Raw genomic sequence first — 19612 nt, 5'->3', positions numbered from 1 at the left:
CTCTTCATAGTGGGAGAGGAGCCACGTACGAGCTCCGACGACGAAAGGAAGCCGATGGCACTCGACGACGATGACATCACGACCTCCGGAGGCGGCGAAGGCGTGGCCGACGGCGGCTCGAACCCCGACGGCCACGACGGCGGTGCCGACGGAACTGCTGGTGCCGGTGAGGGAACGGCTGATGGCGGTTCGAATCCCGACGGCCACGACGGCGGTGCCGACGGAACTGCTGGTGCCGGTGAGGGAACGGCTGATGGCGGTTCGAATCCCGACGGCCACGACGGCGGTGCCGACGGAACCGCCTGACCGGGCCACCATGCTCAGCCGCTGTATCTCGGTCGATCCCGCGATATTCGGGCGCGAATACTGGGGCAGGCGGCCGCTGCTCAGCCGTTCGGACTCGCTGCCGCGCGGTTTCGGTGATCTGCTGTCGGCATCGGATGTCGACGAACTGATCTCCCGACGCGGCCTGCGGACACCGTTCATCCGGATGGCCAGGGACGGTGATCTCGTCGGTCGCGACTGCTATACGGGTCCGGCCGGATTCGGTGCGGAGATGCCCGACCAGGTCGACTCCGCGCAGGTTCTCGCCCAGTTCGCGGCCGGCGCGACGATCGTGCTGCAGGGGCTGCATCGGCTGTGGCCGCCGGTGATCGACTTCGGTCGGGGCATGGTCGACGACCTCGGCCACCCGGTGCAGGCCAACGCGTACGTCACGCCGGCGAGCAACCGTGGATTCGACGCGCACTACGACGTCCACGACGTGTTCGTCCTGCAAACCGATGGGCGCAAGCGATGGACGGTCCATGAGCCGGTTCACCGGGATCCGCTCGCCTCACAGCCATGGACCGATCATCGCGCGGCCATCGAGGCGCGGACGAGTGACGACCCGGTCATCGACACAGTGCTGACCCCGGGTGACGTGCTGTACCTGCCCCGTGGGTGGATTCATTCCGCACAGGCGCAGGCTGAGACCTCGATTCATCTCACCGTCGGGGTGTCCCCGACGACCGTCGTCGACCTGGCCCGGGCGGTCGTCGACGAACTCGGTCACATCGAGGAGTTCCGTTCCTCGCTACCGATGGCCATCGACCTGACCGACCGGGACGAGACCGAGGCGATGGCGGCGAAGGCGATGGCGGCCCTCGTCGCCGTGCTGCGGGACCGGAGCGCCGATCTCGGTGCCGCCACCGCCACGCGATTGCGAGCGCGGTTCGCCGAACAGACCCGACCGGTCTCGGTTCGACCGTTGCGCACACTCGGCATCATCGCCGACCTCGACGCCGCGACGGCGGTCTGCTGGCGGCGCGGTCTGGTGGGATCGGTGTCCCGGGCCGGGGAGCGTGTCGAGCTGCGACTGCATGGCCGGACGATCAGTTTTCCCGGGTACTGCGCTGAGGCCCTGGACACGGTGGCCCGCGGGTGGCCGGTGCACGCGGGCGCACTGCCCGGACTCGATACCGCCGACGGCCTCGTCCTGGTACGGCGGCTGCTGCGCGAGGCCGTTGTGGTTCCCGCCGAACCGCCGACAACCGGGGCGACGCAGTGACAGGTGGTCTCCCGTGCAGCGATCAGTCGCTGGATCGCGGCGACCCCATGTACGGCACGGCCTCGGCCGGATTCTCCTGGCTGCTCCTGGAGCTGTCGGGCCCATGGGGACCGTCGGTGTTCCTCAACTCACCCAAGATCATCGATCCCGCGCTCGGCCGATCGGTCGTCCGTCGTGTGGAGGCGACGGGGATGCGCATAGTCGCCATTCGCCGACCGGGAAGGCGTGCCCCGACGCCGCGCTGGCGGTGGTTCGTCGTGCACTCGAATCCGGGCGAGGAGTCGATCCGGCAGGGAGAGGTCGACGACCCGACCGGCTATCTGGATATCGCGTTGGACGGCTCCGACGGCGAACCGTCACCGGACCCGGTGATCGCGATCTGCGCGCACGGCAAACATGACCAGTGCTGCGCGGTGCGCGGCCGGGCGGCGACCACTGCCATCGCCACCGAGTTCCCCGAATGGACCTGGGAATGTTCACATCTGGGCGGTGATCGATTCGCTGCGACGATGCTCGTGCTACCGCACGGACTGAGCTATGGGCGGGTGGATTCGAGCGACGACCCCGCTGCCCTCATCCGGTTGTACAACGCGGGGAGGCTGGATGATGCGTACCTGCGGGGACGGACCTCGTTGCCGCATCCGGTGCAGGCGGCCCAGCATTTCGTGCGTCAGGAGACCGGAGAGGACCGGATCGACGCGCTGGGGCCGCTGGACGTACAGCGAGGCGACCACCGGATCCGCGTCGTACTCGACGGCCAGGACGGCCCGGTCGAGGTGATCCTCGCCGAGCAGATGTCCGACCCACTGCACTCGACGTGTGGTTCGCAGGTGGCGGGTCAGGTGCGTCAGTTCGTCCTCGTGTCGATGAATGTCCTCCGGCCCGGTCCCTGAGAATCCGGCGCCAGAAGGGCCATCACGTCGCGGGTTTCGCCTCGACCGCGATGACGGGGGTTCCGACCTTCGTCTCGCCCTCGGCGATCTGTTCGACCGACGCGAACTTCTTCGTGTTCATCACGACCACCGGCGTGATCAGCGGATACCCGGCGGCCTCGATGACCTTGCGATCGAAGGTGACCAACGGGGTCCCGACCTCGACCTTCTGACCTGCCTTGACCTTGACGTCGAAGCCTTCGCCCTTGAGTTGGACGGTGTCGATGCCGATGTGGATCAACAACTCGATGCCACCGTCGAGGACCATGCCGAAGGCGTGGCCGGTCGGCTGTGCGGCCACGATCGTCGCGACGGCCGGGGCATAGACGGTGTCGCCGGACGGCAGGATGGCCACGCCGCCACCCATCGTGCCTTTCGCGAACACCGGATCCGGGACCTCGCTCAGCGACACCACGGTGCCGTCGAGCGGGGCCGGGATCTCCGTGATCGCGCCACGGACCGTGCCCGTGGTGGTCGGGGCCTCGGCGACCGCGACCCCACCGGCCGTCGCCGACGTGGTCTCCGCATCTGCCAGGGCGGCCGCCGTCGCGACCCCGTGTGCCGAGTCGTCCAGGGGGATCGGGCCAGGGGATTGCAATCCGGCATCCCGCGCGGCTTCGAACTCGGCTTGTTGTTCGGGTGTGCGGTAGCCGGACAGGACCACCAGGACCATCGCCGTGAAGAATGCGGCGGCCACCGCGATCGAGTACAGGATGACACTGTCGAACGCCGGGATGGTCAGCAGCGAGGTGAAGACGAACGCGTTCGTGGTGACGCCACCGCCGATGCCGATGATGAGGCCGCCGACGAAGCAGCCCACGAGCATTCGCGGATAGATCCGTTTGAATCGGAGGTGGATGCCGTACAGGGATGGCTCCGAGATGCCGCCGAGCAGACCGGCGGCGAGAGCGCCGGTCGCGGTCTGTCGCATCTGTGCGTCGCGTTCGCGCCAGGCGATGAGAAGGACGCCTGCAGTGGCGCCGAAACAGGCGAAGTTCCATGCGCCCATCGGGCCTTGGATGAAGTCGTATCCCAGGGTCTGGATGTTGAGCAGCATGATCGCGTTGATCGGCCAGTGCAGGCCCAACGGCACCATGAACGGGTATGCGAGCGGGATCACGATCGCGAAGATGAACGGCGAGAAGTCGTTGATGGACTTGAGGATGTCGGCCAGGCCTGCGCCGACGTAGACGCCGATGGGGCCGATGAGGAATGCCGTCAACGGGATCATGATCAGCATCGCCAGGAATGGCACGAAGATCAGTTGGACGTTCTCCGGGATCACCTTCTTGAGCAGTTTGTACAGCGGTCCGAGGACGGCGGCCATCAGCAGCGGCGGGAACACCTGCGAGCTGTAGTCGAAGACCGTCAGCGGAACCCCGAAGATGTCGATCGTCTGGACGTCGAATCCGAAAACGGTGTGCTGCTGGGCGTTCTCGCCGAAGCTCGTATAGGTCGGCAGCATCAGGACGGCCATGATCGCGAACCCCACCCACGGGTCGGCGTCGAGCTTCTTCGACGCGTTGTACGCGATCATCAGCGGCAGGAAGACGAACACACACTGCCAGCACAGGTTGACGAACTGCCAGGACGGCGACAGTTCGGTTCGCGGGTCGGCCCAGTTGCCGATCACTCCGAGCGTGCTCATCAGGGACATGAATGTGATGAACAGTGAGGCGCCGAGCAGAGCCCCGAGGATCGGTCGGAACGAGTCGGAGAGGTACTCGAAAAGCGAGTCGAGCCAGGCGGACTTGCCCCGCGGCCCCTTGGCGCGCTCGGCGGCCTTGATGGCGGCTGCGTCCACCGGGGCGCCACCGCCACCCATCCCGGGCAGCGCCATGATCTCGTTGTAGACGGTCTGTACACCGCCGCCGATGACCACCTGGTAGCGGTCACCGCCCTGCGGGACGGCTCCCATCACACCGTCGATGGCCTCGAGCGCGGATTGTTCGACTCCCGACGCGTCGTGGAGCTGGAACCGCAACCGGGTCGCGCAGTGGGTGAGACTCTCGATGTTGCCGGGTCCACCGACACCCTGAACGATCTGGTTCGCCGAGTTCGTAGACATGACTCTCCCTTGAGAATGCCCGTACCTGGGTTCGACCATTGAGTTGTTGTCCCAAGCCCGTCGCGACGATGTCGACAGGTGCACGTCGTCTGGCGATGCTATATCGATCGACGACCCGGCGCGCAGAGATGGCAAAGGCGGTAGCCAATCGTGACGCGGCACCCTTCTCGCTGATGATCGAGTGGTCGCATGCGAGCGTGGCGAGCCCGATGGGTGTCCAGATCTGCACTCACCGCGAACGTGCGAGCTCCGCGGTGAGGAGCTCGACGAGTTCGTCGATGTGCTCCCGTCGCGTGCGCCATGACGACACCGAGACGCGAAATGCCGGTTCGCCCTGCCACACGGTCGGGCCGAACCAGACGCGCCCACTCTGCTGCAGTCGGTCCCGGACAGTCTCGGTCTGCTCCGGGGTCTCGCCCCGGACCAGGACCTGATTCAGCACACATCGGTTGAGCACCGTGAAGCCGTTGGCGCGCAGGCCTTCCGCGGCATGCCGCGCCAGATCGACGCAGCGGTCGACCAACTCCTCGACACCATCGGCGCCGAGTGTGCGCAGTACGGCCCAGATCGGTATCCCACGCGCCCGACGGGAGAACTCGAGCGTCAGGTTCTTCTGTGCATCTGCCGACCCGGCCAGATACACGGCATCGGAGTTCATCGCCGACGACAACGCGTCGGCATCCCGGACGATCACCATCGCGCTGTCGTACGGCGTGTTGAGCCACTTGTGCCCGTCGGTCGTCCAACTGTCGGCGGCGTCGATCCCGGTGGTGAGAACGCGATGCGTCTGGGAGGCCCGTGCCCACAGCCCGAACGCGCCGTCGACGTGGACCCAGGCACCCGCCCGGCGTGCCGCCGGGATGATATCGGCGAACGGATCGAACTCGCCGGTGTTCACCTCCCCGGCCTGCAGGATCACGAGGGTCAAGTCGTCGAGGTCGGGCATCGCCGCCGCGGTGACTCGGGCGTGTTCGTCGACGGGTGCACGCTCGATGTTCTCCAGCCCGAATCCGAGGATGCGCAACGCCCGGACGACGGTGATGTGGGCCAACTCGCCGATGACGACCCGGACGGTCGGGGCACCGTGCAGACCGCGCTGATCGACGTCCCATCCGTGGCGGAGCAGGAGCGCCCGTCGCGCCGCGGTCAATGCGGTGACGGCGCCTGCGGTGGCACTGGTGGTGAAGCCGACTGCCGACGCGCGCGGTAGATCCAGTGCATCGAGCACCCATCGGCCCGCCTGCTTCTCCAGGACGTGCGCGGCGGGGGAGTTGTCGAACGACGATGCACACTGATCCCACGCGAGAGCGATGCGTTCTGCCGCTGCGGCCACCGGCAGCGTCGACCCGACGACGAACCCGAAATAGCGCGGATCGTTGGAGGCGACCACGCAGTCACCGGCCACCTCGTCGAGCATCGCGATCGTCTCGCCCGCCGGCCTGCCCGCTGTGGTGAGCGGCTCGTCGAGACGACTCAACCCGGCCAGCGACTCTGCGGACGGGAAGACGCGGCGAGCCGACGAACCGATTCCCGCGGTCCACGTCCGCGCACGCCGGTCGGCATCGGCGAGCAGGACCAACTCGTCGTCGGTGGGATCGGGGTCGGTGGCGTTGCCGGACACGAATCCGAAGCTACTCGACGCAGGCAATCGGTACGGCGGTTCATTGTCGACCGGTTCGGTCGGGTCAGGCGACCAGTCGGTCGGCCGAGCGGGCGTCGGACAACAGACCACTCGGGTCGACGATCATGATGACCGGCCCGACGATGTCGGTGGCGCGCTCGATGACCGCGGCGACCTGGTCGGGATCCGACGGATCGGAGACGACGGCCCACACGCGATCGCGTACGGCGGCATCGACAAACGGGACGACATCGTGCGACGACGGGCCGGTCAGAACGACGTTGCGCCCCGATCGCAGGACCTGGTGAACGATGGCATGTGCGCGGGTACTGCCGTCCATGACGACGAGAACTGTGTCGGTCGAGGTGTTTTCGGTGGTGATCATGATGTCATCACACCGTTCGGTGCTGCGGTCGGCGTGTGCGCACGCTGTCAATCCGCTGTCGACGGTCTCGAGGGCATAGGCTCACGACCGTGAGCATGTCGACGAACGTCCGATCGGGAAGCGAGCGGTGCCCGTGTATGTCGGGCTTGCCCCTCGACGAATGCTGCGGGCCGATCCTCGCCGGCGAGCGGAAGGCCGCGACCGCCGAGGCGCTGATGCGGTCACGGTTCACCGCGTTCGCGGTCGGCGATCGCGATCACCTGCTGGCGAGCTGGCATCCGCGCACGCGGCCCCGCGTCCTCGACCTCGACGACACCCTGCAGTGGTATCGACTCGACATCGAATCCACTTCCGGTGGAACGCCGTTCGACACCACCGGCGAGGTGGTGTTCACCGCGCACCATAGGCGGGGCGGGATCCGCGGCTCACTTCACGAGCGCAGCCGGTTCGAACGTCTCGACGGACAGTGGGTGTACGTCGACGGAGTTGTCTCCTAAGAGAGCTCAGCGAATTCGTCCGCGCTCCGGATCTGAGGCATTTGCCCCACGAACCGACGACGGGTTGCGGCACACACTGGACCCCATGAGCACCCACACTCCACACGCAGCGGTCACCGCCTTACGCACACGTCCCGAACTGCCGGGTGGCACCGACGAACGGTTCGCCGGGTACGGCATCATGGGCATGCCCTTCGCATCGGGCCACTATCTCGCACTGCGCGAGATGGTCGCCAGCTCGCTCGGCCCTCCCTACCGGACGATCTGGCACCGAGACCCGCGGGGCAGGTGGACAATACACACGACAACCGATCCCGAGGCGAGTTGTCCCCGCTACTTCGGTGCGGCCGCGGACGTTCGGCGGGTTCGCTCCATCGACATCGCCTGGACCGGCGACGCCGATGTCGAGGTGACTCTCGGCGGGGTCCTGCACTGGCGGATCGGTCTGGCGTCGTCTCCGGCCACGAGGATCTTGACCGCGATGGGTGCCATGATGCCCCTACGGGCCATGACCAGCCCATCGGTCCTGACTGCCATGGGGCCGATGGCCGGAGCCGTGCTGGGTGCGGGGCGCATGCGATTGTGTGGCCGGACGCCGAACGGACCTCGGTTCCGGGCCACCCCGCTCCAGGTCTGGCGGGTGGCGACCGCCGAGGCCTCCCATCGCGGGCAGGATCTCGGTGCCCCCGGACCGCTCGACGTCCAGGCGGCCCTCGGCGATTTCTGGTTACCCCAGCGCGGTCTGTTCTTTGTCGGACAGGCGAGTTTCACGTCGCCGAACCCGTCGGCCGACGATGTGATCGCGGCCCGTTCGGAGATTGCGTCATGACCACGACGATGCGCCGCCCGGCCCCCGGGGCCGCGGCGATTGCCGCGCGGATCGCCGCCGTCGGATACGGCGCAACCGTGTATGTTCTTTTCCTGCTGGTGTTCTCCTGGGCAATCGCCTTCGTCGAGGACATCCGTATCTCGATCGGCGACGCTGATCTCGTTCCCCGGACCATCGATCGTGGCGGCCCGACTGTCCCAGCGGCGATCGCGCTGCTTGTGAATGTCGTGTTGCTGACGCTCTTCGCCGCGCAGCACAGCGTGATGGCCCGTGCCGGCTTCAAACGATGGTGGACGCGTATCGTGCCGGTCGCGGTCGAGCGGAGCACGTATGTGCTCGCCGCCTCGTTGTGCCTCGCCGCACTCATGTGGTGGTGGTGCCCGGTGACCACCGAGCTCTGGGACGTGTCCGGAAAGCTGTTGTCGGGCGTCCTGGTCGCGGTGTCGCTGGCCGGCTGGCTACTCGTCTTGACGTCGACATTCCTCATCGACCACTTCGATCTCTTCGGACTGCGGCAGGTGATCGCCGATGCGCGAGGTCGTCCGGCGCCGACGTACCGGTTCGTCACACCGCTTTGGTACGGAATGGTTCGCCATCCCATCTATCTCGGCTTCCTCATCGCGTTCTGGGTGACTCCGACGATGACCGTCGGACACCTCGTCTTCGCCATCGCCACCACCGGATTCGTCCTCCTCGGTATCCAGTTGGAGGAGCGGGACCTGGTCCGGGCGTTCGGTGCCGATTACCTGGCGTACCGCAAGCGGGTGCCCATGCTCCTGCCCGGCCTGCGCCACCGTGTCTGATCGGCCGGTCACATGATGCACGGCAGACGGCTGACATCGCACCGTCAACAGGTCGACAATGGGCTCATGACCGGGCGATCCCCGCTGCCGCGGCGCGTGGAGGTGTTGGCCGGGCTCTCGGTTGCCATCGACCTCGGGCTCGGCCAGCCTGCCGAGCACATGTTGCGTTCGGCGGTCATCGCCTGCCGGTTGTCCGATCGGCTCGGTCTGGACCGGACCCAGCGCGATACGACTTACTATGCGACCCTGCTGATGTGGATCGGGTGCCATGCGGATTCGCAGGAGTACGCACGGTGGTTCGGCGACGATATCGCGGTGCGAAGCGACGCGTATCTCGTTGACTGGTCGGGGATTCCGTACTTCCGATTCCTGCTCGGTAACGTGGCGCGCGGGGAGCCGATCGGCTACCGCGTGAAGACGATGGCGACGTTGTTCCGTGACGCGCGCGGCCAGATCGCGACCTTGGTGCATTCGCACTGTATGTCGGCGGCCGCCCTGGCGCGGCACATCGGGCTGGGCCCGGATGTCGAGCGTGCGATCGCCTTCACCTATGAGCGATACGACGGCGGAGGACTGCCGAACGGTGTGTCGGCCGATGACATCCCGATCGAGATGCGCGTGGCGCAACTGGCCGACATGGTTGAGGTGCACCACCGGACCTATGGGGTCGACGGTGCGGTCGCGATGGCACGCAGCCGTCGCGGCGGCCATTTCGATCCCGCGGTCGTCGATGCGTTCGTCACCGACCCCGAGGGTGTGCTGTCGGTGGTCGGGGATGATCCGTGGAGCAGTGCGATGAGCCTCGCCCCCGACTCGGAGATCAGTCTCGACGAGCCCGGTCTGGATGCACTGGTGATGGCCATCGGGGACTTCGGTGACCTCAAATGTCCCTTTGCGCTGGGGCATTCGCGGAGGGTGGCCGAGATCGTGGACTCCGCTGCCGGACAGCTCGGGATGTCGCCGGTCGAGATCGACGGCGTGCGCCGTGCAGGGTACCTCCACGACGTCGGCCGAATCGGTGTGTCGAGTCAGATCTGGTCGAAACCGGGAGATTTGACCGGGGCCGAGTGGGAGCGGGTCAGGATGCACCCGTACCTCACCGACCGAGTCCTCATGCGGATTCCCGGTTTTGACGACGTCGCGGCGATCGCGCGTTCGCATCACGAACATCTCGACGGCACCGGCTATCCGCTGGGTATCGGCGGCGCCGCACTCGGCCGCGGACAACGATTGGTGGCGGCTGCGGTGGCCTTCCGGTCGGCGGGCGAGCCCCGGCCGTACCGTGCGGAGTTGTCCGACGAGGAGGCGGTCGCGCGGATCAAGCGGCGCGTCGACCGCGGAGCGCTCGACGGTGAGTGTGTCGAGGCGGTTCTGACCGCCGCCGGACACAAGCGGGTCCGGATCCGCCGCGACGATGCGCTCACTCCCCGCGAGACCGAGATCCTCGGCCTGGTGGCACGCGGAATGTCCAACCGGGAGATCGCGGCTCGGCTCGTACTGAGTGAGAAGACCGTACGCAATCACGTCGAGCGGACCTACACCAAGATCGGCGCCACCAACCGGGTGGGCGCGAGCCTCTACGCCCTGCGGCACGGGCTCGCCGGTCCAGACGCCGAAGGCCTTTCCGGCTAAGGAGATCCGTGCCGCACGACCCAGTCGACGAGCGGGGTCGTGGCGCGCCAGTCCGTGCGGATGCGATCGACCAGGGCGGCGGTGTGGATCACGTTCTCGAATCCGTAGTCCCGGCCGACGGTGAGTGACTTGTGGCGGAGCAGGTCGATGCGTGGGTGGTCGGCGTCCCACCCACGTGGGGAGGTCTTGAGCGTGTCGCCGCCGATTTCCCAGCCGGCCTTGACCAGCTTCTCCAGCAGCCGCTCCAGCTCGCGACCGTGGCGGTCATGGTCGATCGCGGCCCGCAGTGCGGCGAGGCGCTCGCCGGACGCCTCGTAGAAGCCCGCGCCGACGCGCACGCCCGGTGCGCCGATCTGCACGTAGTATCCGGTCGCCGGACCGAGACCTACGAATGCTCCCTGATGGGTCTTGTACGGCGTCTTGTCCTTGGAGAATCGCACGTCGCGGTAGGGGCGAAAGATCTTGGCCGGGCCGAATTCGTCGGCGAGGGCATCCGTCAGGTCACGCATCGGGTCCGCGACAGCCGAACGATAGACCTCCCGGTTCGACTCCCAGAAGGTCTTGGTGTTGTCCATCTCGAGGTCGTCGTAGAAGTCGAGTGCGGCCTCGGGAAAGCCCTCGAAGGTCATGCAGGTGAGGTTACGCGGACCGGCTGCCGGTCGAGGGCCGGCCCGAGCCCGAACCGACCACCCCGACCAGACCTACGCGCCCGCCAACTCCCGGTCCTCGCCGACGGCCAGCACCTCCAGCGGGGTGCCGGTCAGCGAGTCCGCGCCGAGGAACATACCGGTCGACGCCTTTCCGGTGTCACTGAGCATGACGTCGTGGATGGCGATACTGAGCTTGGGTGCCACCGCCCGCACGAAGTCGATGGCCTGTTCCGTGGAGATCCAGGGTCCGCTGACGGGAAGCAACAGCGTCTCGATCGGGCGGCCCGGATTCAGGTACGCGTCGCCGGGGTGGAAGACGGTGTGATCGATCAGGAATCCGGCGTTGTCGACCAGGGGGATCTCCGGATGGATCACCGCGTGGTCGGCGACGAAGGTCTCGACCGCGAACCCGGCGATGTCGAAGGACTCGCCGGTCGAGACCGCGTGCACACGGTCCGCGACCTCCGACAACGCGCCCGCGATCGACGCGGGACCGTACAGGTGCAACCCGTCCCGGTCCTTCATGGCGGCCACGATCTTCTCGGCGTCGAAGTGATCGAAGTGCTCGTGGGTGATGAGGACGGCGTCGGCGGCGGCGAGCAGCTCCGCAGCATCGGGGGTGAACGTGCCCGGGTCGATCAGCAGCGTGTTGTCGCCCTTGGACAGGGTGACGGTGGCGTGGGTGTATTTGGTGAGACGCATGAGACCTCCGGCGCACAGTTGGGCTGTCGATGAATACAGTCCGACTGTACACTTTGGGACATGGTTGTCGACTCGGACAATGCCGACGGCGCAACGGGACTCGACCTTGCCGAGGATCTCCGCCGGGCGGTGGGGAGCTTCGTACGCGCGGTGCGGTCGGTCAGCGATTCGCTACCGGCCGGTCATGGCGAGGTGCTCGGAGCACTCGACCGCGACGGGCCCCAGTCGGTTGCGACACTGGCGCGGAAGCGGGGGGTCCGGCATCAGAGCATGCGGATCACGGTCCGTGACATGGAGGTCGCGGGTCTCGTCTCGCGTGCGGCTCACCCCGACGATGCGCGCAGTGCGCTGATCTCCCTGACCGCCCGGGGCGGAGAAGTCCTGGAGCGAGATCGGACTCGGCGGCGTGAGATCGTCGCGGTCGCCGCGGGCACCGCACTCACGTCGCGGCAGCGTGAGGTGCTCGATCAGATGCCCGAGATCCTCGACCTCATGGCGGCATCCGTGCGCGTGAACGCGAGCCGAAAGGCTGGATGACCTGCGCGTGTTCGGGTGGGAGGTGGTTGCGTTCGCAGTCGCTCGGGTTCTGCCGGATGGGTCGTCGAGTCGTCCCGCGTCGTCCGACACGTTCGGCCAAAACCGTTGACTGACTGTGCCCTGCCAGTACTGTGTTACATATCACACAGGTCTTGGAGGGATCGCCATGATAACGGCCGAGATGAAGGAACTCCATCGCAGTATCGGAGTGCTGCGCCACCACATCCTGACGCTGAAGTCGCACTACGGGGATGTCGACGCCGTCCGGCGGATGACCAACGATCTCGACCGGCTCGAGATCGACCTGCACGACTTCGAACATGCGCCCCCACCGGTGGTCCGGGCGGTCGTGAGCAAGGACGAAGTGGTTTACGTACCCGACAGCAAATCAGACGAGGCAGCGTGGCTCGGTGCCCAAGACGAAGGGCTGGGCTTCCACTCGCGTGAGCGAACGAAGTGAGCGCCCCCGCGGCTGAGCGGGAGGCAACCGGGGTCTTTTCTCCGGGACGGGCGCGCATCCTGGCGCGAACCCTTCGAGTGGACAGATGGTGGTTGTCGCCACTGTTGACCGTGCTGGGTCTGTCGGCGTTCATCATCTATGCAACCGTGCGGTCATTCGTGCGCAGCGCCTATTGGGTGGCCGACTATCACTACCTGACGCCGTTCTACTCGCCGTGTCTGAGCGAGTCGTGTGTGCCGGGGTCGAGCCACTTCGGGACCCCGTTCCCCGAACTCCCGATGTGGATTCCACTCGGCTTCGTCGTCCTTCCGTTCCTCCTCGGCTTTCGGGTGACCTGTTACTACTACCGCAAGGCCTACTACCGTTCGGTCTGGTTCTCGCCGCCGGCCTGTGCGGTCGCCGAACCACACTCCCGGTACACGGGGGAGACCCGTCTTCCGTTGATCATCCAGAACGCACACCGCTACTTCTTCTATGCGGCGGTGATCGTTTCGTTGATCAACACCTACGACGCCATCACCGCGTTCCACGGCAAGGGTGGAGGTTTCGGGTTCGGACTCGGCAACGTGATCCTGCTCGTGAACGTCATCCTGCTCTGGACCTACACGCTGTCCTGTCATTCGTGCCGACATGTCACCGGTGGTCGCCTCAAGCACTTCTCGGCACATCCGGTCCGGTACTGGATGTGGAGCCAGGTCTCCAAGCTCAACACCCGACACATGCAGTTCGCCTGGATCACCCTCGGCACATTGGTTCTCACCGATTTCTACGTCATGTTGGTGGCCAGTGACACGATCTCCGACCTCCGATTTGTGGGTTGACCCGTTGCCATGTGCGCAACGATTGTTGCGCAACCGATTCGACGCTGGGAGCAATCGCTAGATGACCGAAACCGAACGCCACCAATACGACGTAGTTGTGATCGGTGCCGGTGGCGCAGGTCTGCGTGCAGTCATCGAGGCCCGCGAGAAGGGCTACTCCGTAGCCGTGGTGTGCAAGTCGCTATTCGGCAAGGCGCACACGGTCATGGCCGAAGGTGGTTGTGCCGCGTCGATGGGCAACGCCAATTCCAAGGACAGCTGGCAGACGCATTTCAAGGACACCATGCGTGGTGGCAAGTTCCTGAACAACTGGCGGATGGCGGAACTACACGCCAAGGAAGCGCCGGACCGGGTCTGGGAGCTGGAAACCTATGGCGCGCTGTTCGATCGGACGGCTGACGGACGAATTGCCCAGCGTAACTTCGGGGGTCACACCTATCCGAGGCTCGCGCACGTCGGAGACCGTACCGGCCTCGAACTGATCAGGACCATGCAGCAGAAGATCGTCTCGCTGCAGCAGGAGGACTACGCGGCCACCGGCGACTACGAAGCGCGTATCAAGGTGTTTGCCGAATGCACCATCACCGAGTTGCTCAAAGACGGCGACGCCATCGCGGGGGCGTTCGGATACTGGCGTGAATCCGGCCGGTTCGTGCTGTTCGAGGCGCCGGCGGTGGTGCTGGCGACCGGCGGAATCGGCAAGTCCTTCAAGGTGACGTCCAACTCGTGGGAGTACACCGGCGACGGTCACGCACTCGCCCTGCGTGCCGGTGCCAGCCTGATCAACATGGAGTTCGTCCAGTTCCACCCGACCGGCATGGTCTGGCCGCCCAGCGTCAAGGGCATCCTGGTGACCGAAGGTGTTCGTGGTGACGGCGGTGTCCTCAAGAACACCGACGGCAAGCGGTTCATGTTCGACTACATCCCTCCCGTCTTCAAGGGTCAATACGCCGAGACCGAAGAAGAAGCGGACAAATGGCTCGCCGACAACGACAGCGCCCGTCGCACACCCGATCTGCTGCCGCGAGACGAGGTCGCCCGGGCGATCAACGAAGAGGTCAAGGCGGGCCGCGGCACCGAGCACGGCGGCGTCTATCTCGACATCGCCTCGCGCATGCCTGCGGACGAGATCATCCGCCGACTGCCCTCGATGCATCACCAGTTCAAGGAGCTTGCCGACGTCGACATCACGGCCGAGCCGATGGAGGTGGGACCGACCTGTCACTATGTGATGGGCGGGATCGAGGTCGACCCGGACACCGGTGCCGCACGAGTGCCCGGGTTGTTCGCGGCAGGTGAATGCTCAGGCGGCATGCACGGATCGAATCGGTTGGGCGGCAACTCGTTGTCCGATCTGCTGGTGTTCGGACGACGTGCCGGGCTCGGCGCTGCGTCGTACATCGAGTCACTCTCGACCCGGCCCACCGTCGCCGCCGCAGACGTCGACCGGGCAGCGGCATTCGCCTTGGCGCCGTTCGAGTCGAAGAGCCCCGGTAAGCCCGAGAATCCGTACACTCTCCACACCGATCTGCAGCAATCGATGAACGACCTCGTCGGCATCATCCGCAAAGAAGCCGAGGTCGAAGAGGCGATCCGGGTGCTCGACGGCATCCGCGGCCGGCTGCCCGGCATGCAGGTGGAAGGCCATCGGCAGTTCAACCCCGGGTGGCATCTCGCCGTTGATCTGCGAAACATGTTGTTGGTCTGCGAATGTGTTGCCAAGGCCGCCCTTCTGCGCACCGAGAGCCGAGGTGGTCACACCCGAGACGATCATCCTGCGATGGATGCGAATTGGCGCAACACGCTACTGGTCTGCACCGCCGATCTGGGCGACGATTCGCCGGTCCCCGAGGTGACGGTGGTCAAGGAAGAACAGATCCCGATGCGTCCGGAGTTGCTGGAACTCTTCGATTTCGCCGAGATCGAGAAGTACTACACCGCCGGTGAGATCGCCGGGCATCCCGACGCCGGGGGCGAGAAGGAGGGCTGACATGGGCTACGACGCGAAGTTCAGGGTATGGCGTGGTGACACCGACGGCGGTGACCTGCAGGACTACACCGTGCTCGTGAACGACGGCGAGGTGGTGCTCGACATCATCCACCGGCTCCAGGCCACCCAGGCTCCCGACCTGGCGGTGCGCTGGAACTGCAAGGCAGGCAAATGCGGGTCGTGCTCGGCCGAGGTCAACGGCCGCCCGAAGCTGCTGTGTATGACCCGGATGTCCACATTCACCGAAGACGAGGTCATCACCGTCACGCCGATGCGGACGTTCCCGGTCATCCGCGACCTGGTCACCGATGTCTCGTTCAACTACGAGAAGGCCCGCGAGATCCAGTCGTTCACGCCGCCCGACGGTCTGAAGGCGGGGGAGTACCGGATGAAGCAGGTCGACGTGCAGCGATCCCAGGAATTCCGCAAGTGCATCGAGTGCTTCCTCTGTCAGGACACCTGCCACGTGGTCCGTGACCACGAGGAGAACAAACAGAACTTTGCCGGGCCGCGTTTCCTCATGCGTGTCGCCGAACTCGACATGCATCCGCTCGACGTCGCCGAGCGCCGCGATTCTGCGCAGTCCGAACACGGTCTGGGGCTGTGCAACATCACCAAATGCTGTACGGATGTGTGTCCCGAGAACATCAAGATCACCGACAACGCACTGATCCCGATGAAGGAACGGGTGGTGGACCGTCACTACGACCCGCTGGTGTGGTTGGGCAACAAACTGTTTCGGCGGTAGGAGACGACCGTCGGACGCCGGGGTTGCCGCTCTCCGCCGGTCGTCACGCCGCCGGAGGAGCTGTCCTCTGCGGGCGGCCCGGCGGGGTGTCGGCACGCCATGGCACTGTGTGTCTGACCATCGGACATCGGGAGGGGAGCGCGCAGTGGGCAACGAGTTCGGATCATCGGCGACACGGCAGTCGGCGGCTCGCACGGTCACGGAGGCCTCCAGCCGCGGCATCCGAGCGGCACGTGCGCACGATCTCGAGGGTTTCACCGAATGCGTCGAGGAGTTGGAGCCCCATGCCGATGCTGCACGCATCGTGCACAGTCACCTGGTGCGTGAGCTCCTGGAAACGTCATACCAGGACGGCCTGAGCGGCGAGGATGTCTCCGAAGTACTCCGTCGGACGGTCACCGGCGCCGGCGGCTGGAACGTGGCAATCGATCCCGAAGCAGTCGTGACGGTGCTGACCGGTGCGTTGGGCGTGGTCGAGCCACCCGAGGGTCGTGACGCCCCGGCGCCGGTCATCCCGCCGACAGCGATCATTGCTGCTGCCATCCTGGTGGCTGCCGACCTCGCGGCACATATGGACCTCGATCCCGAGCCGTATCTCGGACGCGCCGTCGACGAGATCCGCCGCGCGCAGGCGGTGGAGATGCCCTGAGTCGCGTCGGAGTCGACGTTCGATTCTTGCGCTCCTGCAGCTGTTGGCCGCCCACCTCGATGACGTCGCTGCGGCTGCCGCCGGTGGTGTTCACGACCTTGCAAGCGCCCCAGTGAGAGACACTCTCCGACCCAGGTACCGATCAGACAAGGTTTGTGGTTCCCTCGTGAGACTCAAACTCTAAGAACGTGTTTCGGACTGCTGCGACGATGTTGCTTCCAAGCGGCGTGACCTGCAGTGACTCATCTGTCCGTGTGATTCGTGCTCAATCCGATTCCCGGTCGTTTGTTGTTGATCTGTTGTCACGACGTCGGCGGCGCTTTTGGTGGTTGTTGCGCGCGCTCGATCTGACCGGGAGCGAGTGCGGGTCGTGGTGGGTGGGACGCGGCTCGTCCGTAAGTGTCGAGCACATGGTCGCGCGCTGCGGGAGCCAATGTCACCACCGCTGTGATGAGTACGGCGGTCGGCGACAACGGTCCAGCCGATCAACGTGCCGAGTTCAGGATGATTCGTAATGTCCACGTCGCGGTGTTTCCGGAGTGCTACACCTGCACCGACATCAAAGCCAAGTCCCATCGCGGCGAGACCATCGGGTTGTTCAAGACCGAGGCAAATCGCGAAGAGTAACCCGTTTCCACGTCGGACCCTTTCAAGACCGTCGAGGAGGTCGAGTCCGTCGCCACGGAGTGGGTCGACTGCTTGAACGCCAGCCGTCTCCGCAGTCGTTTCGGATACCTCAGCCCCGATGCCTTCGAGGCAGCCCGCTACGCTCAACAATCGACTTCCCGACCGGAAATGTCGCAAGCATAGGAGCGGCACGAAACCCGGGTCGGTTCACACACATGGGCTTTACGCTCTGTGTATGGGCGCAAGATTTCGTAAGACAATCAACCTTGGCGGCGGTGTCAAGATCAACCTGAACGCCAAGTCGGCGAGCATATCTGCGGGTGCTCCCGGCGCTCGGGTCACGTACAACACGAGGGGCCAGCGCACCACATCGGTGGGTGTTCCCGGCACTGGCGTTTCGTACCGGACGACAAAGAAGGTGACCGGCGGTAGTTCGCAGCCGGGAAATGCTCTGCCCGGTGATGGTCAGCGTCACCCCGCGAGTGCGGCCATGCCGCAATCCAGGGACGAAAAGAAGTTCACGAAGGCTGTCGGCAAGTCTGCTAAGAAGCCGGAAGTTTTGGGGGAGTGGTTAGCTCATCCTGACTTGGGTGAGGCCGCTAACGTCGTTATGGGTGTCGCGTTTTGGGCTGGTGGTCATCTGTCGGAAGCGAAGACTCGCTTCGCTGCCGCTCTGGCCGGGTCGGCGTCGACGATGTCCGCAGGGTTCTACGCGCGTCATCCTGCGGGCATTCCGTTGGAAGTCTTGGGCGCTACGGCGCTCGTTCCGGTGAGTAGGTCGGGGGCAGCGCTCATGCTTGCGAGCATTTACAACCAAGGCGGTGATCTTGAAGCAGGGCTAGCCGCACTAGGGGCAGCGGAGCCAAGTGAGTTCCGCACTGCTTTGGAAGCCGCGTTTCTGTACAACCTTGGTCGCTACGACGATGTTGTGTTCGCGACTCGATGGTTATCGGGTGCGTCGACTGATCCGTTGGTGGCGCTTGGTCTGATTCTGCGGGGGTGTGCATTGCGTGGGCTGGGCAAGCTACACGATGCTCGGATGGCCCTTGATGGCGCGATTGGTGGGGTGTCTCGCTGCTTGCCGATGATGGACTTGTACGACTTCGAGCGGGCCAAGACGTATGCCGCTGATCGCCATGGTGGGTCCGTCGCGCGGATGCAGTTGCAGGCGTTGTACGCGCGGAACCCAAACTATCCGGGCTTGGAGGAGGCGTTAGCCGAGTTGCCGGCTGGAGACTAAAAAGCTCGGGTTATGGCATTGTCCGCAACGATTTTCCGACCTCCGTTCGTCCGCCCCGCACGATGAACGTGACCTCGTAAGTGACGCCATCATTGTCGACTGCGGTCACGATGTATTGGCCGGTCTGGTCGGTGCCGTCTGACCTGTGTCGCAGATTCGATTGTGGGATGCCGAACCTGGTCTCGATGGCGCGTAGGCCGTGGGCGACGATGTCGTCCTGGTCGAGTTCTTCGAGCTTGCCGTGTCTCACTGTGTGGCCGCGCTGCCGTAGCTCGCTGATGAGGCTTCCGATGGCTATACCTATGATCGTGTCCAGACCGGTTGAACTGATATGTGCAGCGGTCTCGATGAGGAACTGTGCTTGCGCTCCTGCCGCTCCCCAGTGCGTCTCGGATCGGCGCTGGACGAGCATGTAAGGCGATTGCACGTCAGGGGTTTGGACGACTGCACCGTTCTCATCGACGCTGTGGAACATCGCTTCGAGGGTGTCGTTCAACCAGTCGAGGTCAATGGTTCCGTTCGGCTGGATGACGATGCGATAGCCGTCGAGCACTTTGGTGTGGTCGGGGTTCTCGCGCATCTCAATGACGACTTGGTCGCGGTAGCTCTCGGTCACGGTTCGAGGGTATGCCGGTAGGTGCAGAGCCGACGGAACCCTGGCGAGTGCTGTGCGCGTGTCCCGCTTCCCCTTGGTTGCCCGATGACCATTGCCCGATAGACCCTCGGCCACGGCAGGTAGCCCATCGGGGTTTGCCGGCGAGCGAAGTCATGGCACCGTTGGTCGCGATGCCCTGGTGGCCATCGTCCGAGATGATGGACTGTGCTACTCGGAGCGGGCTGAGTTACGGCTCGCTCTGCGATGACGCCGTGGT

At 65.3% G+C, this 19612-nt stretch carries 21 protein-coding genes and 1 pseudogene; 16 read left to right on the top strand and 6 right to left on the bottom strand.

All coding sequences use genetic code 11. The features are described 5' to 3' along the window. Window positions 1-54 precede the first annotated feature (54 nt). Genes IDF66_RS00355 through IDF66_RS00345 form a run of 3 tightly spaced genes read left to right on the top strand, consistent with a single transcriptional unit; the run spans window position 55 to window position 2442 of the window. Entirely contained in the window at window positions 55-306 is a 252-nt protein-coding gene (locus IDF66_RS00355) for a BatC protein (protein ID WP_164309475.1), read from the top strand. Window positions 307-316: 10 nt separating this feature from the next. Beyond that, window positions 317-1549 carry a cupin domain-containing protein gene (locus IDF66_RS00350; protein WP_190266223.1) on the top strand — a complete coding sequence of 411 codons (1233 nt, stop codon included), beginning with the start codon at window positions 317-319 and terminating at the stop codon, window positions 1547-1549. Next, complete coding sequence (locus tag IDF66_RS00345) at window positions 1546-2442, top strand: sucrase ferredoxin (protein ID WP_317628528.1); 897 nt, start codon at window positions 1546-1548, stop codon at window positions 2440-2442. The genes IDF66_RS00350 and IDF66_RS00345 overlap by 4 nt, the downstream gene beginning before the upstream one ends. Before the next feature lie 22 nt (window positions 2443-2464). Here IDF66_RS00345 and IDF66_RS00340 read toward each other — a convergent pair whose 3' ends face one another. The 3 genes from IDF66_RS00340 to IDF66_RS00330 all read right to left on the bottom strand — a co-directional run bounded on the left by IDF66_RS00340 (window position 2465) and on the right by IDF66_RS00330 (window position 6555). Continuing rightward, entirely contained in the window at window positions 2465-4549 is a 2085-nt protein-coding gene (locus IDF66_RS00340) for a glucose PTS transporter subunit IIA (protein ID WP_190265361.1), read from the bottom strand. A gap of 229 nt (window positions 4550-4778) precedes the next feature. Then, window positions 4779-6170, bottom strand: coding sequence for a pyridoxal phosphate-dependent decarboxylase family protein (locus IDF66_RS00335; RefSeq protein WP_190265360.1), 1392 nt, complete (start codon window positions 6168-6170; stop codon window positions 4779-4781). 64 nt (window positions 6171-6234) lie between these two features. Continuing rightward, on the bottom strand, window positions 6235-6555 hold the full coding sequence (locus tag IDF66_RS00330; protein WP_190265359.1) for a Rossmann-fold NAD(P)-binding domain-containing protein: 321 nt from the start codon (window positions 6553-6555) through the stop codon (window positions 6235-6237). A gap of 137 nt (window positions 6556-6692) precedes the next feature. Here IDF66_RS00330 and IDF66_RS00325 point away from each other — a divergent pair, with 137 nt between their 5' ends. From IDF66_RS00325 to IDF66_RS00310, 4 genes are all read left to right on the top strand, one after another. After that, window positions 6693-7052, top strand: coding sequence for a YchJ family protein (locus IDF66_RS00325; RefSeq protein WP_388000468.1), 360 nt, complete (start codon window positions 6693-6695; stop codon window positions 7050-7052). Window positions 7053-7137: 85 nt separating this feature from the next. Further along, window positions 7138-7881 (top strand): hypothetical protein, encoded by a 744-nt coding sequence (locus tag IDF66_RS00320; protein WP_190265358.1) that lies wholly within the window; start codon window positions 7138-7140, stop codon window positions 7879-7881. Beyond that, window positions 7878-8684 carry a methanethiol S-methyltransferase gene (gene mddA, locus IDF66_RS00315; RefSeq protein ID WP_223309074.1) on the top strand — a complete coding sequence of 269 codons (807 nt, stop codon included), beginning with the start codon at window positions 7878-7880 and terminating at the stop codon, window positions 8682-8684. Before IDF66_RS00320 ends, mddA begins: the two co-directional genes overlap by 4 nt. 66 nt (window positions 8685-8750) lie before the next feature. Beyond that, window positions 8751-10316 (top strand): HD domain-containing phosphohydrolase, encoded by a 1566-nt coding sequence (locus tag IDF66_RS00310; RefSeq protein WP_190265357.1) that lies wholly within the window; start codon window positions 8751-8753, stop codon window positions 10314-10316. On the opposite strand, the gene IDF66_RS00305 is transcribed toward IDF66_RS00310, so the two are convergent. Both IDF66_RS00305 and IDF66_RS00300 read right to left on the bottom strand, forming a co-directional pair. After that, on the bottom strand, window positions 10313-10945 hold the full coding sequence (locus IDF66_RS00305) for a DUF2461 domain-containing protein (RefSeq protein ID WP_190265356.1): 633 nt from the start codon (window positions 10943-10945) through the stop codon (window positions 10313-10315). The genes IDF66_RS00310 and IDF66_RS00305 overlap by 4 nt on opposite strands. Before the next feature lie 72 nt (window positions 10946-11017). Continuing rightward, the gene (locus IDF66_RS00300; RefSeq protein ID WP_190265355.1) at window positions 11018-11668 is read right to left on the bottom strand and encodes an MBL fold metallo-hydrolase; all 651 of its coding nucleotides are present in this window, start codon (window positions 11666-11668) and stop codon (window positions 11018-11020) included. 60 nt (window positions 11669-11728) lie between these two features. On the opposite strand from IDF66_RS00300, the gene IDF66_RS00295 reads away from it, so the two are divergent. The 9 genes and pseudogenes from IDF66_RS00295 to IDF66_RS00260 all read left to right on the top strand — a co-directional run bounded on the left by IDF66_RS00295 (window position 11729) and on the right by IDF66_RS00260 (window position 18740). Beyond that, window positions 11729-12205: a MarR family winged helix-turn-helix transcriptional regulator gene (locus IDF66_RS00295; protein WP_164309467.1), complete on the top strand. Its 477-nt coding sequence runs from the start codon at window positions 11729-11731 to the stop codon at window positions 12203-12205. A 166-nt stretch (window positions 12206-12371) separates the two neighbouring features. Next, window positions 12372-12665 carry a hypothetical protein gene (locus tag IDF66_RS00290; RefSeq protein ID WP_164309466.1) on the top strand — a complete coding sequence of 98 codons (294 nt, stop codon included), beginning with the start codon at window positions 12372-12374 and terminating at the stop codon, window positions 12663-12665. Next, window positions 12662-13486, top strand: coding sequence for a hypothetical protein (locus IDF66_RS00285; RefSeq protein WP_164309465.1), 825 nt, complete (start codon window positions 12662-12664; stop codon window positions 13484-13486). The genes IDF66_RS00290 and IDF66_RS00285 overlap by 4 nt, the downstream gene beginning before the upstream one ends. 61 nt (window positions 13487-13547) lie before the next feature. Continuing rightward, on the top strand, window positions 13548-15476 hold the full coding sequence (locus tag IDF66_RS00280; protein ID WP_190265354.1) for a fumarate reductase/succinate dehydrogenase flavoprotein subunit: 1929 nt from the start codon (window positions 13548-13550) through the stop codon (window positions 15474-15476). Window position 15477: 1 nt separating this feature from the next. Beyond that, window positions 15478-16224, top strand: coding sequence for a succinate dehydrogenase/fumarate reductase iron-sulfur subunit (locus IDF66_RS00275; protein WP_164309463.1), 747 nt, complete (start codon window positions 15478-15480; stop codon window positions 16222-16224). A 145-nt stretch (window positions 16225-16369) separates the two neighbouring features. Beyond that, on the top strand, window positions 16370-16873 hold the full coding sequence (locus tag IDF66_RS00270) for a hypothetical protein (RefSeq protein WP_190265353.1): 504 nt from the start codon (window positions 16370-16372) through the stop codon (window positions 16871-16873). Between the two features lie 450 nt (window positions 16874-17323). Next, window positions 17324-17500: a hypothetical protein gene (locus IDF66_RS00265; RefSeq protein WP_190265352.1), complete on the top strand. Its 177-nt coding sequence runs from the start codon at window positions 17324-17326 to the stop codon at window positions 17498-17500. A 30-nt stretch (window positions 17501-17530) separates the two neighbouring features. Next, window positions 17531-17683, top strand: a pseudogene (locus IDF66_RS24090) (hypothetical protein); the annotation flags it as partial. A 52-nt stretch (window positions 17684-17735) separates the two neighbouring features. Beyond that, a complete protein-coding gene (locus tag IDF66_RS00260; RefSeq protein WP_190265351.1) occupies window positions 17736-18740 on the top strand; it encodes a DUF4236 domain-containing protein in 1005 nt (334 codons plus the stop codon). 10 nt (window positions 18741-18750) lie between these two features. On the opposite strand, the gene IDF66_RS00255 is transcribed toward IDF66_RS00260, so the two are convergent. Next, window positions 18751-19356, bottom strand: coding sequence for a hypothetical protein (locus IDF66_RS00255; protein ID WP_190265350.1), 606 nt, complete (start codon window positions 19354-19356; stop codon window positions 18751-18753). Window positions 19357-19612: the final 256 nt, after the last annotated feature.

Origin of the sequence: Gordonia hankookensis, assembly GCF_014673215.1 — a bacterium.
Classification (GTDB): Bacteria; Actinomycetota; Actinomycetes; order Mycobacteriales; family Mycobacteriaceae; genus Gordonia; species Gordonia hankookensis.
This window is presented reverse-complemented; position numbering and strand designations above follow the sequence as displayed.

Bases quoted from the DNA above. Each gene is read 5' to 3' on its own strand.
- IDF66_RS00355 (WP_164309475.1), top strand. From the start codon at position 55: ATGGCACTCGACGACGATGACATCACGACCTCCGGAGGCGGCGAAGGC.
- IDF66_RS00350 (WP_190266223.1), top strand. From the start codon at position 317: ATGCTCAGCCGCTGTATCTCGGTCGATCCCGCGATATTCGGGCGCGAA.
- IDF66_RS00340 (WP_190265361.1), bottom strand. From the start codon at position 4,549: ATGTCTACGAACTCGGCGAACCAGATCGTTCAGGGTGTCGGTGGACCC.
- IDF66_RS00330 (WP_190265359.1), bottom strand. From the start codon at position 6,555: ATGATCACCACCGAAAACACCTCGACCGACACAGTTCTCGTCGTCATG.
- IDF66_RS00325 (WP_388000468.1), top strand. From the start codon at position 6,693: ATGTCGGGCTTGCCCCTCGACGAATGCTGCGGGCCGATCCTCGCCGGC.
- IDF66_RS00320 (WP_190265358.1), top strand. From the start codon at position 7,138: ATGAGCACCCACACTCCACACGCAGCGGTCACCGCCTTACGCACACGT.
- mddA (WP_223309074.1), top strand. From the start codon at position 7,878: ATGACCACGACGATGCGCCGCCCGGCCCCCGGGGCCGCGGCGATTGCC.
- IDF66_RS00310 (WP_190265357.1), top strand. From the start codon at position 8,751: ATGACCGGGCGATCCCCGCTGCCGCGGCGCGTGGAGGTGTTGGCCGGG.
- IDF66_RS00305 (WP_190265356.1), bottom strand. From the start codon at position 10,945: ATGACCTTCGAGGGCTTTCCCGAGGCCGCACTCGACTTCTACGACGAC.
- IDF66_RS00300 (WP_190265355.1), bottom strand. From the start codon at position 11,668: ATGCGTCTCACCAAATACACCCACGCCACCGTCACCCTGTCCAAGGGC.
- IDF66_RS00295 (WP_164309467.1), top strand. From the start codon at position 11,729: ATGGTTGTCGACTCGGACAATGCCGACGGCGCAACGGGACTCGACCTT.
- IDF66_RS00290 (WP_164309466.1), top strand. From the start codon at position 12,372: ATGATAACGGCCGAGATGAAGGAACTCCATCGCAGTATCGGAGTGCTG.
- IDF66_RS00280 (WP_190265354.1), top strand. From the start codon at position 13,548: ATGACCGAAACCGAACGCCACCAATACGACGTAGTTGTGATCGGTGCC.
- IDF66_RS00275 (WP_164309463.1), top strand. From the start codon at position 15,478: ATGGGCTACGACGCGAAGTTCAGGGTATGGCGTGGTGACACCGACGGC.
- IDF66_RS00265 (WP_190265352.1), top strand. From the start codon at position 17,324: ATGAGTACGGCGGTCGGCGACAACGGTCCAGCCGATCAACGTGCCGAG.
- IDF66_RS00260 (WP_190265351.1), top strand. From the start codon at position 17,736: ATGGGCGCAAGATTTCGTAAGACAATCAACCTTGGCGGCGGTGTCAAG.